This window comes from Bacillus sp. 7705b (genome assembly GCF_002289525.1).
GTDB classification, from domain to species: Bacteria; Bacillota; Bacilli; order Bacillales; family Bacillaceae; genus Bacillus; species Bacillus halotolerans.
In genome coordinates, this window is the sequence record NZ_NSDH01000031.1 from 24,886 (window position 1) to 42,035 (window position 17,150).

At 42.0% G+C, this 17,150-nt stretch carries 17 protein-coding genes and 1 pseudogene; 13 read left to right on the forward strand and 5 right to left on the reverse strand.

Annotated elements, in window-relative coordinates; translation table 11 throughout:
* The first annotated feature begins 163 nt into the window (after window positions 1-163).
* The 7 genes from acnA to CJU60_RS12460 all read left to right on the forward strand — a co-directional run bounded on the left by acnA (window position 164) and on the right by CJU60_RS12460 (window position 4,988).
* Window positions 164-2,893, forward strand: coding sequence for an aconitate hydratase AcnA (acnA, locus tag CJU60_RS12430; protein WP_095713926.1), 2,730 nt, complete (start codon window positions 164-166; stop codon window positions 2,891-2,893).
* A 70-nt stretch (window positions 2,894-2,963) separates the two neighbouring features.
* Window positions 2,964-3,473 (forward strand): redoxin domain-containing protein, encoded by a 510-nt coding sequence (locus CJU60_RS12435; RefSeq protein ID WP_024121585.1) that lies wholly within the window; start codon window positions 2,964-2,966, stop codon window positions 3,471-3,473.
* 80 nt (window positions 3,474-3,553) lie between these two features.
* Window positions 3,554-3,679: an FbpB family small basic protein gene (locus CJU60_RS12440; protein WP_003244964.1), complete on the forward strand. Its 126-nt coding sequence runs from the start codon at window positions 3,554-3,556 to the stop codon at window positions 3,677-3,679.
* Window positions 3,680-3,743: 64 nt separating this feature from the next.
* A complete protein-coding gene (sspN, locus tag CJU60_RS12445) occupies window positions 3,744-3,890 on the forward strand; it encodes an acid-soluble spore protein SspN (protein WP_024121586.1) in 147 nt (48 codons plus the stop codon).
* 35 nt (window positions 3,891-3,925) lie between these two features.
* Window positions 3,926-4,177 carry a small acid-soluble spore protein Tlp gene (tlp, locus tag CJU60_RS12450; RefSeq protein WP_024121587.1) on the forward strand — a complete coding sequence of 84 codons (252 nt, stop codon included), beginning with the start codon at window positions 3,926-3,928 and terminating at the stop codon, window positions 4,175-4,177.
* An 80-nt stretch (window positions 4,178-4,257) separates the two neighbouring features.
* Entirely contained in the window at window positions 4,258-4,674 is a 417-nt protein-coding gene (locus CJU60_RS12455; RefSeq protein ID WP_024121588.1) for a YbgC/FadM family acyl-CoA thioesterase, read from the forward strand.
* A 14-nt stretch (window positions 4,675-4,688) separates the two neighbouring features.
* Window positions 4,689-4,988 (forward strand): hypothetical protein, encoded by a 300-nt coding sequence (locus CJU60_RS12460; RefSeq protein WP_010334420.1) that lies wholly within the window; start codon window positions 4,689-4,691, stop codon window positions 4,986-4,988.
* A gap of 31 nt (window positions 4,989-5,019) precedes the next feature.
* Here CJU60_RS12460 and CJU60_RS12465 read toward each other — a convergent pair whose 3' ends face one another.
* Complete coding sequence (locus tag CJU60_RS12465) at window positions 5,020-5,307, reverse strand: HesB/YadR/YfhF family protein (RefSeq protein WP_024121590.1); 288 nt, start codon at window positions 5,305-5,307, stop codon at window positions 5,020-5,022.
* A 93-nt stretch (window positions 5,308-5,400) separates the two neighbouring features.
* Window positions 5,401-5,982, reverse strand: coding sequence for a glycerol-3-phosphate 1-O-acyltransferase PlsY (gene plsY, locus CJU60_RS12470; RefSeq protein WP_024121591.1), 582 nt, complete (start codon window positions 5,980-5,982; stop codon window positions 5,401-5,403).
* A gap of 168 nt (window positions 5,983-6,150) precedes the next feature.
* On the opposite strand from plsY, the gene CJU60_RS12475 reads away from it, so the two are divergent.
* The 3 genes from CJU60_RS12475 to parC all read left to right on the forward strand — a co-directional run bounded on the left by CJU60_RS12475 (window position 6,151) and on the right by parC (window position 11,337).
* A complete protein-coding gene (locus tag CJU60_RS12475; RefSeq protein ID WP_024121592.1) occupies window positions 6,151-6,558 on the forward strand; it encodes a CoA-binding protein in 408 nt (135 codons plus the stop codon).
* A 390-nt stretch (window positions 6,559-6,948) separates the two neighbouring features.
* A complete protein-coding gene (parE, locus tag CJU60_RS12485) occupies window positions 6,949-8,916 on the forward strand; it encodes a DNA topoisomerase IV subunit B (RefSeq protein ID WP_095713928.1) in 1,968 nt (655 codons plus the stop codon).
* A gap of 3 nt (window positions 8,917-8,919) precedes the next feature.
* On the forward strand, window positions 8,920-11,337 hold the full coding sequence (gene parC / locus CJU60_RS12490; RefSeq protein WP_095713929.1) for a DNA topoisomerase IV subunit A: 2,418 nt from the start codon (window positions 8,920-8,922) through the stop codon (window positions 11,335-11,337).
* A gap of 50 nt (window positions 11,338-11,387) precedes the next feature.
* Here parC and CJU60_RS21865 read toward each other — a convergent pair whose 3' ends face one another.
* Together CJU60_RS21865 and CJU60_RS12495 are read right to left on the reverse strand one after the other, a co-directional pair.
* Window positions 11,388-11,513 (reverse strand): hypothetical protein, encoded by a 126-nt coding sequence (locus CJU60_RS21865; protein ID WP_010334426.1) that lies wholly within the window; start codon window positions 11,511-11,513, stop codon window positions 11,388-11,390.
* A 24-nt stretch (window positions 11,514-11,537) separates the two neighbouring features.
* On the reverse strand, window positions 11,538-11,888 hold the full coding sequence (locus CJU60_RS12495) for a hypothetical protein (RefSeq protein WP_044155717.1): 351 nt from the start codon (window positions 11,886-11,888) through the stop codon (window positions 11,538-11,540).
* 457 nt (window positions 11,889-12,345) lie between these two features.
* On the opposite strand from CJU60_RS12495, the gene CJU60_RS12500 reads away from it, so the two are divergent.
* The 3 genes from CJU60_RS12500 (at window position 12,346) to CJU60_RS12510 (ending at window position 15,913) form a co-directional block, all read left to right on the forward strand.
* On the forward strand, window positions 12,346-13,743 hold the full coding sequence (locus CJU60_RS12500; RefSeq protein WP_024121597.1) for an alanine/glycine:cation symporter family protein: 1,398 nt from the start codon (window positions 12,346-12,348) through the stop codon (window positions 13,741-13,743).
* A gap of 333 nt (window positions 13,744-14,076) precedes the next feature.
* The gene (locus CJU60_RS12505; protein ID WP_024121598.1) at window positions 14,077-15,576 is read left to right on the forward strand and encodes a cellulase family glycosylhydrolase; all 1,500 of its coding nucleotides are present in this window, start codon (window positions 14,077-14,079) and stop codon (window positions 15,574-15,576) included.
* Window positions 15,577-15,652: 76 nt separating this feature from the next.
* Window positions 15,653-15,913, forward strand: a complete 261-nt coding sequence (locus tag CJU60_RS12510; RefSeq protein ID WP_059291729.1) for a YnfE family protein — start codon at window positions 15,653-15,655, stop codon at window positions 15,911-15,913.
* Window positions 15,914-16,231: 318 nt separating this feature from the next.
* Here CJU60_RS12510 and CJU60_RS12515 read toward each other — a convergent pair.
* Window positions 16,232-17,150, reverse strand: a pseudogene (locus CJU60_RS12515) (alpha/beta hydrolase); the annotation flags it as partial.

Sequence of the window (17,150 nt, forward strand, 5' to 3'; positions counted from 1 at the left end):
AATTTCCCGCTTTTTTGCCCTGATAAGCCGATCTTATTGTATTTAATAAAAACATTGATATTTACTTATGTATGATTTTGTTTTAATATGAAATTGTGAGAAAATTGTGATGGAATGTAATGTTCATCTGAGAATGAACTGATCTGAAGGGGGATTTTGGAGAATGGCAAACGAGCAAAAAACTGCAGCACAAGACGTTTTCCAAGCGAGAAAATCGTTTACTACAAATGGGAAAACTTATCATTACTACTCTTTGAAAGCATTGGAAGATTTGGGGATCGGAAATGTGTCGAAGCTTCCTTATTCCATTAAAGTTCTTTTAGAATCTGTATTGCGTCAAGTGGACGGATTCGTCATCAAAAAAGAACACGTGGAAAATTTGGCAAAATGGGGAACTGCCGAGTTAAAGGAAATCGATGTTCCGTTTAAACCATCTCGCGTTATTTTACAAGATTTCACTGGGGTACCGGCAGTAGTTGACCTTGCTTCATTACGTAAAGCAATGGCAGCTGTCGGCGGAGATCCTGACAAAATCAACCCTGAGATTCCTGTTGATCTTGTCATCGACCACTCTGTACAGGTTGATAAAGCGGGCACTGAAGATGCTTTGGCTATTAATATGGACTTGGAATTCGAAAGAAATGCAGAGCGTTACAAATTTTTAAGCTGGGCAAAGAAAGCGTTTAATAACTACCAGGCAGTACCGCCGGCAACAGGTATCGTTCACCAGGTAAACCTTGAGTTCTTGGCAAGTGTTGTCCACGCAGTCGAAGAAGACGGAGAACTGATTACGTATCCTGATACGCTGGTAGGAACCGACTCGCATACAACAATGATTAACGGAATCGGTGTTCTCGGCTGGGGTGTCGGCGGAATTGAAGCGGAAGCCGGAATGCTTGGGCAGCCTTCTTATTTCCCTGTTCCTGAGGTAATCGGCGCGAAACTCGTCGGAAAGCTTCCGAATGGAACAACAGCCACTGACTTGGCGTTAAAAGTGACACAAGTACTGCGTGAAAAAGGCGTAGTCGGTAAATTTGTTGAGTTCTTCGGACCGGGAGTTGCTGAACTGCCGCTGGCAGACCGTGCGACAATCGCTAACATGGCTCCGGAATACGGTGCAACATGCGGATTCTTCCCTGTAGATGAAGAAGCTCTAAATTATCTGCGTTTGACAGGCCGCGATGCTGAACATATTGACGTAGTAGAAGCATACTGCAGAAGCAACGGCTTGTTCTATACTCCAGATGTAGAAGACCCGCAATTTACTGATGTCGTTGAAATTGATTTGTCTAAAATTGAAGCAAACCTTTCTGGTCCAAAACGTCCTCAGGATTTGATTCCGCTTTCTGCTATGCAGGAAACGTTTAAAAAGCACTTAGTCAGCCCTGCGGGTAACCAAGGATTCGGATTAAACGCCGAAGAGGAAGACAAAGAAATTACATTTAAATTGCTTAACGGCGAAGAAACAGTCATGAAAACAGGTGCAATCGCTATTGCTGCGATTACAAGCTGTACAAATACATCTAACCCATACGTCTTAATCGGCGCCGGCCTTGTGGCGAAAAAAGCGGTTGAATTAGGACTTAAAGTGCCTAACTACGTGAAAACATCACTTGCACCGGGTTCTAAGGTTGTTACAGGATATCTTGTTAATTCAGGCCTTCTTCCATACATGAAAGAGCTTGGTTTTAACCTCGTCGGATACGGATGTACAACATGTATCGGAAACTCAGGTCCGCTTTCACCGGAAATTGAAGAAGCAGTTGCGAAAAATGACCTGTTGATTACGTCTGTTCTTTCTGGAAACCGTAACTTCGAAGGACGTATTCATCCGCTTGTGAAAGGTAACTATCTTGCTTCTCCGCCGCTTGTAGTAGCTTATGCGCTGGCTGGAACAGTGAACATTAACCTGAAGACGGATCCGATCGGTGTCGGAAAAGACGGACAAAAAGTGTACTTCAACGATATTTGGCCGTCAATGGACGAAATTAATTCACTTGTTAAACAAACTGTTACACCGGAGCTCTTCCGCAAGGAGTACGAAACAGTATTCGATGACAACAAACGCTGGAATGAGATTGAGACAACAGATGAAGCGCTATACAAATGGGATAATGAGTCAACATATATCCAAAACCCGCCATTCTTCGAAGAAATGTCAGTTGAACCAGGCAAGGTTGAACCTTTAAAAGGCCTTCGTGTTGTCGGTAAATTCGGCGATTCAGTCACAACCGACCATATCTCTCCTGCAGGGGCAATCGGAAAAGATACACCTGCAGGAAAATACTTGCAAGCAAAAGGTGTGTCACCTCGTGACTTTAACTCCTACGGTTCACGCCGCGGAAACCATGAGGTTATGATGAGAGGAACATTTGCAAACATCCGCATCAAAAACCAAATCGCGCCGGGCACAGAAGGTGGATTTACAACGTACTGGCCGACTGGTGAAGTGACATCAATCTATGATGCCTGCATGAAATATAAAGAAGATAAAACAGGCCTTGCCATCTTAGCGGGCAAAGATTATGGTATGGGTTCTTCCCGTGACTGGGCTGCAAAAGGAACAAACCTGCTCGGCATTAGAACTGTAATTGCTGAGAGCTTTGAAAGAATCCACAGAAGTAACCTGGTATTCATGGGTGTGCTCCCGCTTCAATTTAAACAAGGTGAAAATGCGGATACACTCGGCTTAAGCGGTAAAGAAGTGATCGAGGTGGATGTTGATGAAAGCGTACGCCCTCGTGATATCGTTACAGTAAGAGCAATTGATGAAGACGGAAATGTAAAAACATTTAAAGCACTTGTGCGCTTCGATAGTGAAGTTGAAATTGATTATTACCGCCATGGCGGAATTCTGCAAATGGTGCTTCGCGAAAAAATGAAGCAATCATAATGTATGAAGAAGAGAAGGCACCCTGCTTTCTCTTCTTTTTATGAGATAAGATAGCTCCGGGGGTGACATTATGCTGAAAAAATGGGTGGCGGGAATCCTGTTGATTGGGCTTGCCGGATACATGTGCTGGAACATCTATCAGCAATTTAGCAAAAAAGAAATAGGCATTGAAGAGGGACAGCAAGCGCCTGACTTCACTCTGAAAACGCTATCAGGAGAAAGGACCTCTTTATCAGATGTTAAAGGTAAAAAAGTTCTGCTTAACTTCTGGGCAACTTGGTGCAAACCGTGCCGACAGGAAATGCCGGCGATGGAGGAACTGCAAAAGGAGCACTCAGATGTAGCGGTTATTGCAGTTAATTTCACTTCAGCTGAGAAAAGCGAGAAACAGGTGCAAACCTTTGCTGATACGTATCATTTAACCTTCCCCATTTTGATTGATAAAAAAGGAATTAATGCTGACTATAATGTGTTTTCATACCCAACTACGTATATTTTAGATGAAAAAGGCGTGATTCAAGACATACATATCGGGACCATGACAAAAAAAGAGATGAAAGAAAAACTGGATCTTCATTAGATTCAGTTTTTTTATTTTGCAAACATGCTTACAAATTTTCAGAATTGGAAAAAATAAAAGAATACGCGGAGGTGAGAAGAGTGAAGAAGATGAGAAAACGATCTTTTCATGAGCTCGTCATGGAAAACAAAAAAGAGCTGATGACGAATACGGAATATTTAAATCAGCTTGAGGAAAAGCTTGAACAGCGATTTAAGCAAAAATAACCTTTAATTTGTATTCATGTTTGCCCCTCCTTTTGAGAATCCTATTTGTTGAGGAGGGATAAACATGGGAAACAACAAGAAAAACGGTCAGCCTCAATATGCTCCAAGCCACTTGGGTACAAAGCCTGTTAAATATAAACGCAATAAAGGGGAAAAAATGCACGATACTTCTGGTCAGCAGCCAATTATCATGCAGACGAAAGGCGAGTAGCGCCGGATTGATTTTATTCTAGGAGGTTCATCCCAATGACAAAAAACCAAAATCAATATCAGCAGCCTAATCCTGACGACCGTTCCGACAACGTAGAGAAACTGCAGGATATGGTCCAAAATACAATCGAAAATATAGAAGAAGCAGAGGAATCAATGGAGTTTGCTTCAGGAGAAGATAAGCAGCGCATCAAAGAAAAAAACGCAAGACGGGAAGAGAGCATCGAAGCATTTCGCAATGAAATTCAAGACGAATCCGAAGCGAGAGAAAACGGATACCGTTCGTAAAAACCAGGGAAACCTGGTTTTTTTCTTTCTGATTTGGATGTGGTAAAATGGGGCTAAACTGATTAAGGGAGCAGAGTATCTTGCATGTATCAAAAACAGAAATAGAAGTGCGTTACGCCGAAACAGATCAAATGGGGATCGTGTATCATGCGAATTATCTTGTTTGGATGGAGGTCGGAAGGACGGCACTCATTAAAGACCTAGGCTTTTTATACAGTGATATGGAAAAGAAAGGCGTGCTTTCTCCAGTCGTTGATATCAATATTTCCTACAAAAAACCCCTCCATTATGGAGAAACTGCGGTGGTGCACACATGGATTGAGGAATACAACGGCTTTAAAACCATATATGGCTACCATATTTATAATCCGGCTGGTGAGCTATCTATTCAAGCGAAATCATCTCATATTTGTGTGGATAAAGAAAGTTTTAAACCGATTCAGTTTCGTAAGGCTTTCCCCGATTGGCACGCAGCATATGAAAAGGCCAAAAAATAGGAAGTGAATGACATATGGCATTTGGCGTGAAACGGGAGGAAGTTAACCGCTGGAAGAAGGCAGTCAAAAGAGGGGAAATCGCATTTTTAACACATTATTGGCTGGATGACCGTTTCCCGGAATCTAAAACCGTGACAAAAGCAGGCTGTGCAGATATTGATAAGCTGGTTCAATGGGGTGCGGCGTACGGTTTGAAGGAAGAATGGATACATAAAAAAAGCGAATTTCCCCACTTTGATCTTTTGGGCGAGACGCAAAAATATATCTTAGAACAAGAAAATCTGACCGACCATCTCACTCGTTTTCATTTATAAAAAAGAACGCATATAATATGCGTTCTTTTTCTTAATGGTATTCAAATACAGGCTCATCAGCAGACTCTGAATAGCTGACGAGAAGATCATGGTTGTCAAAGTACCAAAGATCACTTTCTTCAATAAAGAAGGTGATGCCGCCGACTTCTGCCGTGACTCCTGCTTCTTGAGGAGCATCTTTCGCCACTCCGAGAGAAAAGCCTTTTTGAACGTTGCTGCAGCCGCCATAGCGGACGAAAAATCGAACTTGGTCTCCGTTTTGTAAATCGAGCTCTTCTTTATACCAGTTCAGCGCGTCTTCGTTAACTGTCATATTCATAACAGGACCCCCTTTTCCCTTTGTTATCATTTGATTTTCTCTATTATAAACGTATAAGGCTATCTCGTGTCAAAATAGAAGTTTTTTAAACATTTATAACCATTTGACTTTAGGTTCTGTTTTATTGATAATTCGTTTAATATTCGCCCGGTGCCTGTATATTACAAAAACAGTGAGCAGCGTGACGACAATCAATAAATACTTATCATGTACAAAGAGACTATATATGACAGTATATATCCCTGTTAACATTGATGACAGAGAGACAAATTTAGTCAAGTATAAAAAGATGAAAAAGACCGCAACCATTGTAATGAATAACAGAGGTGCATAAAACAGCAAGACGCCTCCCGAAGTTGCTACGGCTTTGCCACCTTTAAATTTGGCGAACACAGGAAACACATGGCCAAGAACCGCTATGACTCCCGCAAGGAGCGGATGAATATCAACATGCATGAGGTAAGGCAATGCAGCTGCCAGTGTCCCTTTTAAAATATCTCCGGCTATGACAACCGAACCAGCTTTTACGCCCAGTGTACGGAACGCGTTGGTAGCGCCTAAGTTTCCGCTTCCATGCTCCCGAATATCAATTCCCTTGGCAAGCTTACCTACGATTAAGCCAGATGGAATACTGCCTATCAAGTAGGCCAAAATAATCAATAAAGCAATTAACATCTACATTTCTCCTTTTTCAATGTCCCTAATCTCTATTTTAACATGAGATGTCATGATCTGATGATAAGTTTTTTTGTAAAGTTTGCTTACAAATCTAATCAGCCATACATCATATTTTGATTTCTTCCTTTTCGGTCGTGTAGAATAAACAAAAAGGAGTGGTCTATCATGCAAAACCCTTCAAAAGCGGAAATCAAAGAAATTCTTGATGGAAGTAAGAGAATTGCTGTAGTCGGGCTTTCAGACCGTCCCGATAGAACATCGTATATGGTATCAAAAGCGATGCAAGATGCGGGATACGAAATCATACCAGTAAATCCGACGATCGAAGAGGCGCTTGGTGTAAAAGCCGTATCATCGTTAAAAGAAATTGACGGTCCGATTGATATCGTAAATGTATTCAGACGTTCAGAACAGCTTCCTGATGTCGCTAAAGAGTTTCTGGAGACAGATGCCCCGGTATTTTGGGCGCAGCAAGGACTGGTAAACGAAGAGGCTTATCAGATGCTGAAGGAAGAAGGCAGAACGGTCATCATGGATCTGTGCATAAAAGTGGCACACGCTGTAACAAAATAGGTGCAAAGCTGCAAAAATCCTTGTGAATTTAAGGATTTTTGCTTTTTCATGTAAAGATATTGTTTGCGAATTACTGTGAAACAGATACAATAAAGCTTGAACAGATTTTTTTGAATGCCTTGCTAAGCTGGGTTCCGGCCGTTCGATTTGCGAAGGTCCGCTGCTTTATATATAATAAACAAACATACGTTCCCATCTCGGAAAAACAGCACTTTTGGATGTTTTACGGAATGATTCGTTAGCTGTATGTTGAGAATGGGATGACATTGGTTATAATGAAGAGTCCAAGGCAGAAGCGCACCGGGGCAAGGATTATGAAAAATACTTTTATACAATTGACAAGTAACAATGAAAAAGAGAATGTTAGTTTTTTGAAAGGGGTTTGTACGTTTGGCTAGAAAACAGCAATTTGATTACAACGAAGATGCCATACAGGTGCTGGAAGGCCTTGAAGCCGTAAGGAAAAGGCCGGGTATGTATATTGGCTCAACCGACGCGAGAGGCTTGCATCACTTGGTTTATGAAATTGTAGATAACTCCGTCGATGAGGTACTTGCCGGCCATGGAGATCACATTATCGTTAAAATACATAAAGACAACAGTATTTCTGTACAGGATAGAGGCCGCGGCATGCCGACTGGAATGCATAAACTCGGCAAACCAACCCCTGAGGTCATTTTAACGGTGCTTCACGCAGGCGGAAAATTCGGTCAAGGCGGTTATAAGACGAGCGGAGGGCTTCACGGCGTCGGCGCGTCTGTCGTGAATGCTTTATCTGAATGGCTGACGGTTACGATTGAGCGGGACGGCTTCGTCTATCAGCAGCGTTTTGAAAACGGAGGTAAACCGGTCACATCTCTCGAAAAGATTGGCAAAACGAAAAAGACAGGCACACTTACTCACTTTAAGCCTGATCCGACAATGTTCAGCACAACAACTTATAATTTTGAAACGCTTTCTGAACGCTTACGGGAATCAGCGTTTTTATTAAAAGGATTAAAAATTGAACTGATTGACGAGCGGAACGGCCAGCGTGAAGTCTTTTATTATGAGAACGGAATAGAAGCGTTTGTTGCTTACTTAAATGAGGAAAAGGATGCCCTGTCTGAAGTGGTCTCGTTTGAAGGAGAGCACCATTCCATCGAAGTGGATTTTGCGTTCCAGTTTAACGACGGCTATTCAGAAAATATCCTGTCGTTTGTTAACAACGTCAGAACAAAAGACGGCGGAACTCATGAGTCAGGTGCAAAGACAGCGATGACGAGAGCCTTTAATGAATATGCGAGAAAAGTGGCTTTGCTGAAAGAAAAGGATAAAAACCTGGAAGGCACAGATATAAGGGAAGGGCTTTCAGCTATTATCTCTGTCCGTATTCCTGAAGAACTTCTTCAATTTGAAGGACAAACAAAAGGAAAACTCGGCACAAGCGAAGCAAGATCTGCTGTAGACGCAATCGTATCAGAACAGCTTGCTTACTTTTTAGAGGAAAATCGGGACACCGCTACTCTTCTTGTGAAAAAAGCAATAAAGGCGAGCCAGGCGCGAGAAGCGGCACGTAAAGCCCGGGAAGAAGCCAGAAGCGGCAAAAAACGAAAAAAATCAGAAGCGACATTAAGCGGTAAGCTGACACCTGCGGGTTCGAGAAATCCGGCAAAAAATGAATTGTATCTCGTTGAGGGTGACTCTGCGGGCGGTTCAGCAAAGCAGGGAAGAGACCGCAGATTCCAAGCGGTTCTGCCATTGCGCGGTAAAGTCATTAACACGGAAAAAGCAAAGCTTGCTGATATCTTTAAAAACGAAGAGATTAATACGATCATTCATGCCATCGGCGGCGGTGTCGGGGCTGATTTTTCAGTTGACGACATTAACTACGATAAAATCATCATTATGACGGATGCCGATACTGACGGCGCTCATATTCAAGTACTGCTTTTAACCTTTTTCTATCGCTATATGAAGCCGCTCATTGAGAATGGAAAGGTATTTATTGCACTGCCTCCTTTATATAAGGTCAGCAAAGGCAGCGGGAAAAAAGAAATCATTGAATATGCATGGTCTGATGAAGAGATGGATGATGTACTGAAAAAAGTCGGCAAGGGCTATACAATCCAGCGATACAAGGGTCTTGGTGAGATGAACGCAGATCAGCTGTGGGAAACGACGATGAATCCGGAATCCCGTACGCTTGTAAGGGTCAAAATTGACGACGCGGCACGTGTTGAGAGACGCGTGACGACATTAATGGGCGATAAAGTAGAGCCGCGCAGAAAGTGGATTGAGAAAAATGTAGCTTTCGGCTTGGATGAAGAAAGCAATATTTTAGAAAATGAAAACTTATCGGTCGCTGAGGAGGTTTAATGATTGTCACAGCCAGAATTATTTCATGATTTACCATTAGAAGAGGTGATCGGCGACCGTTTTGGACGCTATAGTAAATATATTATTCAAGACAGGGCGCTGCCTGATGCGCGCGACGGTTTAAAGCCCGTACAGCGCAGAATTCTGTATGCGATGCATACGGACGGAAACACATTTGATAAAAATTTCAGAAAAGCGGCCAAAACGGTCGGTAATGTCATCGGTAACTACCATCCGCACGGTGACAGTTCGGTGTATGAAGCAATGGTGCGGATGAGCCAGGATTGGAAAGTGCGGAATGTATTAATTGAAATGCACGGGAATAACGGAAGTATAGATGGAGATCCTCCGGCGGCCATGCGTTACACAGAAGCGAAGTTGTCTTCGATTGCATCAGAGCTTCTGCGGGATATTGACAAAAATACTGTTGAATTTGTCCCAAACTTTGATGATACAAGCAAGGAGCCTGTTGTACTTCCGGCTATGTTCCCTAACTTGCTGGTCAACGGATCTACCGGTATATCTGCAGGATACGCGACTGATATACCGCCTCATCATTTAGGAGAGGTCATTGATGCTGTTATTAAACGCATTCAAATGCCGTCATGCTCTGTAGACGATCTCATGGAAGTGATCAAAGGGCCTGACTTTCCGACAGGCGGAATTATCCAGGGCGTTGATGGCATTAGAAAAGCCTACGAAACCGGAAAAGGGAAAATTATTATCCGCGGAAAAGCTGAGATCGAAACGATCAGAGGCGGACGTGAGCAAATTGTGATTACAGAAATTCCGTTTGAAGTCAATAAAGCCAACCTTGTGAAAAAAATGGACGAGTACCGTATTGATAAAAAGGTTGAGGGCATCTCCGAGGTTCGAGACGAAACAGACCGAACCGGCCTTAGAGTGGTCGTAGAACTAAAGAAAGAAGCAGATGCCAAGGGAATTTTGAATTACTTATATAAAAATACTGATTTACAGATTACGTATAACTTTAATATGGTGGCGATCCACAACCGCCGTCCAATGCTGATGAGTCTGCCATCTATTTTAGATGCATACATCGGCCACCAAAAAGAAGTTGTGACAAACCGATCCGTTTACGAGCTTCAAAAAGCAAAAGACAGACATCACATTGTAGAAGGTCTTATGAAAGCTTTATCGATCTTGGATGAAGTTATCGCAACGATTCGCTCCTCAAGCGATAAACGTGACGCCAAAAACAATTTAATGGCGAAATATGAATTCACTGAGCCTCAGGCTGAAGCTATCGTGTCCTTGCAGCTATATCGTTTAACAAATACCGATATCACAGCGCTCAAGGAAGAGGCTGAAGAGCTCAGCAAAAATATTGAAGAGCTTGAATCGATTTTGAGCAATGATAAAAAGCTGTTAAAGGTCATTACAAACAGCTTAAAAGCGCTGAAAAAGAAATATGCGGACACGAGACGCTCTGTCATTGAAGAAAAAATTGAGGAAATCAAAATTAATCTTGAAGTCATGGTTGCCTCTGAGGATGTATACGTGACCGTTACAAAAGATGGCTACTTAAAGCGCACAAGCCAGCGTTCCTTTGCCGCTTCAAACGGACAGGATTTTGGAATGAAGGACACAGACAGGATGCTGCACCAGTTTGAAATGAATACGACAGATGTGCTGCTGCTGTTCACGAATAAGGGAAGCTATATCTATTGTCCGGTTCACCAGCTGCCTGATATCAGATGGAAGGACATGGGCCAGCACTTTTCTAACATAATCACGATTGAACGTGACGAAACGATTGTAAAGGCCATACCGATAAAAGAGTTTGATCCATCTGCTTATCTTTTATTCTTCACGAAAAACGGCATGGTGAAAAAGACAGAACTCACCCATTACAAAGCACAGCGTTATTCTAAAGCACTTGTGGCGTTAAATCTAAAGGGTGAAGACGAGCTGATTGATGTACATGTGACAAATGGTGACAGTCAGATCTTGATGGCGACACATCTCGGATATGGCCTATGGTTTGGAGAAGATGAAGTAAATGTTGTGGGCGCACGTGCAGCTGGCGTTAAAGGAATTAACTTGAAAGATGGAGACTTTGTCGTGTCAGGAGAAATTCTGAATGAGTCTGATTCTCTCGTATTGTTTACACAGCGGGGAGCGGTCAAACGTATGAGTCTTTCTGAGTTTGAAAAGACCTCCCGTGCAAAACGGGGAGTCGTTATGCTGCGTGAACTGAAGAAAAATCCGCATCGTGTCGTTTCGCTGTTCGCGTGCGGACTAGATGAATGGTTTATGGCAGAAACGGAAAAAGGGGACAGAAAAGAACTGCAGGCTAAAGAGCTGCGAACAAACGACAGATACAGCAATGGTTCATTCTTTATTGATGAAGAAGAATCAGGCAAGGTCACAGCTGTCTGGCGTCTTACAACTGAATAATCATTAAAAAACCCGCCCACATATCGTGAGCGGGTATATTTTGTTTTTCATCAGCTTTCATGGCTGGTGAATAAGTCTGTCACGGCATGAATGACTTCAATACCTTGCCATACAAATAAGTTCAGCGCTGTGAAAGAGAACAAGCCTAAAATCACCATTCTTAAGATAAACAACATGTTAACAGCCTCCTCATATTTTCGTTATATATTCGGGTGATGTTGAACATGAAGTTTGTCGAAATAAGACGATTGATAAAATTTGGCCAGTATAAAGCTTTTTCTTCGCTGCCGTCTCCGGGAGTAACATATATCTTTGTTTTCCGCGGTCATCAGCAGCACAGCCATTGAGAAGGCAGTCAGCGCAAAAGCTCCGGTGATGGATTTCTTTTCATCATCTGCATTTTGGCCAGCTTTCATCTCATGCATTTCCTGCTGGTCGGCTACCGCTTTATAATGATGGCCAATATCAAAGGCGTGGGGAATTGAGAACAAATGAAAACTGGCAATCGCCAAAAATAAGATGGACGCTTTAAGTATCGTTACTTTTTTCAAATGATCTCCCCCCTTCGATATTACTGAATATTTTTATAATGATACCCCAGACCATCTTAAAAGTAAACCTGATTTATTAAATTTAAAAATAAAATTCACTTTGTTAAGTATATATCGTTTCAGTTCCTTTTTAAAGTGAAATGTCTTTTATTAGTATATGTATACCCGATCTAGGGTGTGATTCAAAACATATTTTAAAGATATGTTTGCAGCTCAAACATTATCACGATATACACCCTAAGGTTAGGGAGAAACAAGCGGAGAATGAATAGAAAGGGAGACTCTTTTTATTGATTTCTAATGATTTTATTCATAGAAAATAAAAAATCAAACTAACATAATATTCTTCCGAAAAAACTTTCTAATTCGACATATTGTGATATAATAATACTCGTTGTGTTAAAAAATCTAACATCAAAAATGAATTCAGCATGAATTGCAAAAACGGGAGGTAAGTATGGAGTCTTTTTTCAGCAAAATGATTAATATTCCAAGTGCCTTTATTTGGGATTATTTAGTCTATATTTTAGTAGGACTTGGATTATTTTTTACAATTCGCTTTGGTTTTATCCAATTCCGATATTTTATTGAAATGTTTAGAATAGTAGGTGAGAAGCCTGAAGGAAATAAAGGCGTTTCATCTATGCAGGCGTTCTTTATTTCTGCGGCATCCCGAGTTGGTACAGGAAATTTGACTGGTGTGGCCTTAGCAATTGCGACAGGCGGACCAGGAGCTGTATTTTGGATGTGGGTTGTAGCTGCTGTAGGGATGGCTTCAAGCTTTGTTGAGAGTACGTTAGCGCAGCTTTATAAGGTGAGAGACGGGGAGGATTTCCGCGGCGGACCGGCCTACTATATCCAAAAGGGGCTTGGAGCTAGATGGCTCGGCATTGTATTCGCTGTTTTAATTACTGTATCGTTCGGTTTAATCTTTAACGCTGTTCAAACTAACACAATAGCGGGTGCCTTAGATGGCGCTTTTCATGTGAATAAAACAGCAGTAGCCATCATTCTTGCTGTTTTAACTGCGTTTATTATTTTTGGCGGTTTAAAACGTATTGTGGCGGTATCACAATTAATTGTTCCGGTAATGGCAGGCATTTATATTCTTATTGCTTTATATGTAGTGATTACTAACATTTCTGCATTCCCAGGAATTATCGCAACAATTGTCAAGAACGCTTTCGGCTTCGAACAAATTGTCGGCGGCGGTTTAGGAGGCATCATTATAACAGGCGCAAAACGGGGACTATTCACTAACGAAGCAGGAATGGGAAGCGCGCCGAATGCAGCTGCGACAGCTCATGTTTCGCACCCGGCAAAACAGGGTCTTATTCAGACATTGGGTGTATTTTTCGATACATTTATTGTCTGTACATCCACTGCGTTTATCGTATTACTTTACAGCGTAACGCCAAAAGGTGACGGTATTCAAGTAACACAGGCTGCATTAAATCACCATATTGGAAGCTGGACGCCGACATTTATAGCCATCGCAATGTTCTTGTTTGCATTCAGTTCAGTTGTCGGAAACTATTATTATGGTGAGACAAATATTGAATTTATTAAAACTAGCAAGCTATGGCTGAATATTTACCGTATCGCGGTTATTTTTATGGTTGTTTACGGATGTATGGCAGACTTTCAACTTGTTTGGGACATGGCGGATCTCTTTATGGGGCTCATGGCGCTGATTAACTTAGTTGTGATCACACTGCTGTCAAATGTAGCATACAAAGTCTATAAAGATTACGCGAAACAGCGCAAACAAGGACTTGATCCTGTGTTTAAAGCAAAAAATATCCCAGGATTGAAACACGCTGAAACTTGGGAAGATGAGAAACAAGAAGCATAATTTATAAAGAATACGGCTGCATTCAATGACTTGAATGCAGCTTTTTATTTGCCGGAAAAAAAGCGGAATCTTTTGATTTCATCAAAAAATAACGTGTAAAGTCCTGATCAAACACTTTTATCCCTGATATACACGTGTCAGCTGTATAGGAAGCAACACAAAAAGAGTCAATAGACAGGCTTTTAAGCCGCCTAAAAACAAGAGATTAGGTTGATAGACAATCATGAGAAAGATTTTTACAATGAGTGCGTGTTTAAAAAAAGAAAGGGAGGGAGAGCGGCAGCTATTAGGCATACGTTTTACATGATTATTTGAAGGAGGAGAGAATGCTATATGAAACGTTCAGTCTCTATCTTTATCGCATGTTTATTAATGACAGTATTAACAATTAGCGGTGTCGCGGCACCAGAAGCATCTGCAGCAGGGGCGAAAACGCCTGTAGCCCTTAATGGCCAGCTTAGCATTAAAGGTACTCAGCTAGTCAATCAAAACGGAAAACCGGTGCAGCTAAAAGGAATCAGCTCACACGGTTTGCAGTGGTTCGGCGATTATGTCAATAAAGACACTTTAAAATGGCTAAGAGACGATTGGGGAATTACCGTCTTCCGGGCGGCAATGTACACGGCTGACGGCGGTTATATAGAGAATCCGTCTGTGAAAAATAAAGTCAAAGAAGCTGTTGAAGCGGCAAAAGAGCTCGGAATATATGTCATCATTGACTGGCATATTTTAAATGATGGCAATCCAAATCAAAATAAAGAGAAGGCAAAAGAATTCTTTAAGGAAATGTCAAGCCTTTACGGAAGCTCACCAAACGTTATATATGAAATTGCTAATGAACCGAACGGTGATGTAAATTGGAAGCGCGATATCAAACCGTATGCGGAAGAAGTGATTTCCGTTATCCGTAAAAATGACCCGGATAACATCATTATTACCGGAACAGGCACTTGGAGCCAGGATGTCAACGATGCTGCGGATGATCAGCTTAAGGATGCAAACGTCATGTACGCGCTTCATTTTTATGCCGGTACACACGGCCAGTTTTTAAGGGATAAAGCGGACTATGCGCTCAGCAAAGGAGCTCCGATTTTTGTAACGGAATGGGGGACGAGTGACGCTTCCGGAAATGGAGGGGTATACCTTGACCAGTCGAGGGAATGGCTGAATTATCTCGACAGCAAGAAAATCAGCTGGGTAAACTGGAACCTTTCTGATAAGCAGGAATCATCCTCAGCTTTAAAGCCGGGGGCATCTAAAACAGGCGGCTGGCCGTTATCAGATTTATCCGCTTCAGGGACATTTGTAAGAGAAAACATCCGCGGCTCCCAAAATTCGAGTGAAGACAGATCTGAGACGCCAAAGCAAGAGAAACCCGCACAGGAAAACAGCATCTCTGTGCAATACAGAACAGGGGATGGAAGTGTGAACAGCAACCAAATCCGTCCTCAGATCAATGTGAAAAACAACAGCAAGACCACCGTTAACTTAAAAAATGTAACTGTCCGCTACTGGTATAACACGAAAAACAAAGGCCAAAACTTCGACTGTGATTACGCGAAGATCGGATGCAGCAATGTGACGCACAAGTTTGTGACATTACATAAACCTGTAAAAGGTGCAGATGCCTATCTGGAACTTGGGTTTAGAAACGGGACGCTGTCACCGGGAGCAAGCACCGGAGAAATTCAAATTCGTCTTCACAATGAGGACTGGAGCAATTATTCACAAGCCGGTGATTATTCTTTTTTCCAGTCAAATACGTTTAAAGATACAAAAAAAATCACATTATATAATAACGGAAAACTGATTTGGGGAACAGAACCCAAATAGTGACTGTTTTGACGGACATCACAATTGGTGTCCGTTTTCATTATCTAATCAGCGGCAGAACAAGGAGGTACAAGCTGTGGACGAAACATTGAAACAGTATATGTTGCTGTTCAAACAAAACAGCGACTTGGTTAACGGACCGGACTATCCAGGAAAGGAAAAAGATATCCAAAACCAAAAAGAACAGATTGAAGCCTACGAAAAACTTCTGCAGCAAGGCTTTACCAGCGATTATGATTATGATGAGTTTGCTGATTCGGTGATCAAATGCGCATACGGTGATATGACATTGGAAGAGCTGGAAGCCGTATATTATGGGTTGACTTCGCCATTTTAAAGTTTCTTAATAAGACTTGCTGAAGCTCAGGCATTTGACACTTGAAATAAAAGCAATCGAAATTGGCCAACCTGCAAGTAATTTTCTTATTCTGTCTCACTAACTTAAGTATACTTTGTTATTGAGACAGAATTTCTTTGAAATTAATTACTTCCTAGAATATATATTATGTTAACTAAAATAAGTCGTAAATCCACAAATTGTTTAGGTGCAATGAAATTTGACAAATCATTGCACCTTTGAGCTTGTAATAATAATCTATTTCGTCAGTTGATTTTTTTAATTGTTTTGCCGCTTCCAATGCCCAATTCGGTTATGTCACTTGTTGCTGGTCTTCTTGATCAAGTCCACGCCATCGTATGCCAGACTCTCCACACTTGCAGCCTTCTGCAGTATGTAATGATCAAAAAAGTTCTTCGTATAGTCTGTAACAAGATTTCGCATCTCTATAGCATCCCGTTCGCCTCTGAGTTCCTCATTAACACTGGTAAACACGATGTCGCAGTAATCTAAATGCGCAACACGATCAACAGAGAAATAATAGGTTTCCATGCTATTGTTATCGCCAATTATCGCATTCATGTTATAGTTAGGTTCACAAAACAGTAGCAAAAAGGGTTTCTTAAGGTCGCTGTCGAGAAGGCCGAACGCACCGCTATCCAAGCCAATCCCGCAGGCGAACCGGTCGTCGTCCCGGCAAACAATCGCCGTCGTAGGCCCTCCATAAGAATGTCCGACTATGCCCATGCCGATGTCAAGCAACAATCTGCCCTTAAAGATGGAATTCAGCTCTCCAGAGTCCAGTTTGTAAAGATAATCGGCTACATACCTTACATCTTCTGCCTGTAATTCACTATACTCTGTTAACTTGGCAAGTATCGGCAGTGTAAGCAAGTTATGGCACATCTCAATGGCAGTTTCATCGTCAGGCCGCATCTCCATCTTACCAGCCAACGCCAGCATCTCTGGATCTTCAGAAAACGCCATAATGACATCCGAAAAATCCTTTGAAACATTAAACAGGCGCCCATCTTTACGCTTATACATCGTGCTATTCTGATGGCCGATGCTTACCATATCCCATGCTTGCCAAGTCTGTACAGATCACTGTACCCCATTCTGGAGAACCGCCCCCGCAGCAAACATAGAATAACACCGGATAGCGCTTTTCCTTCCCGGAGAGAGCAATGTCGTCGTAACACTGGGTCTTGATATCTATAGAGAAAACATCCTTCCC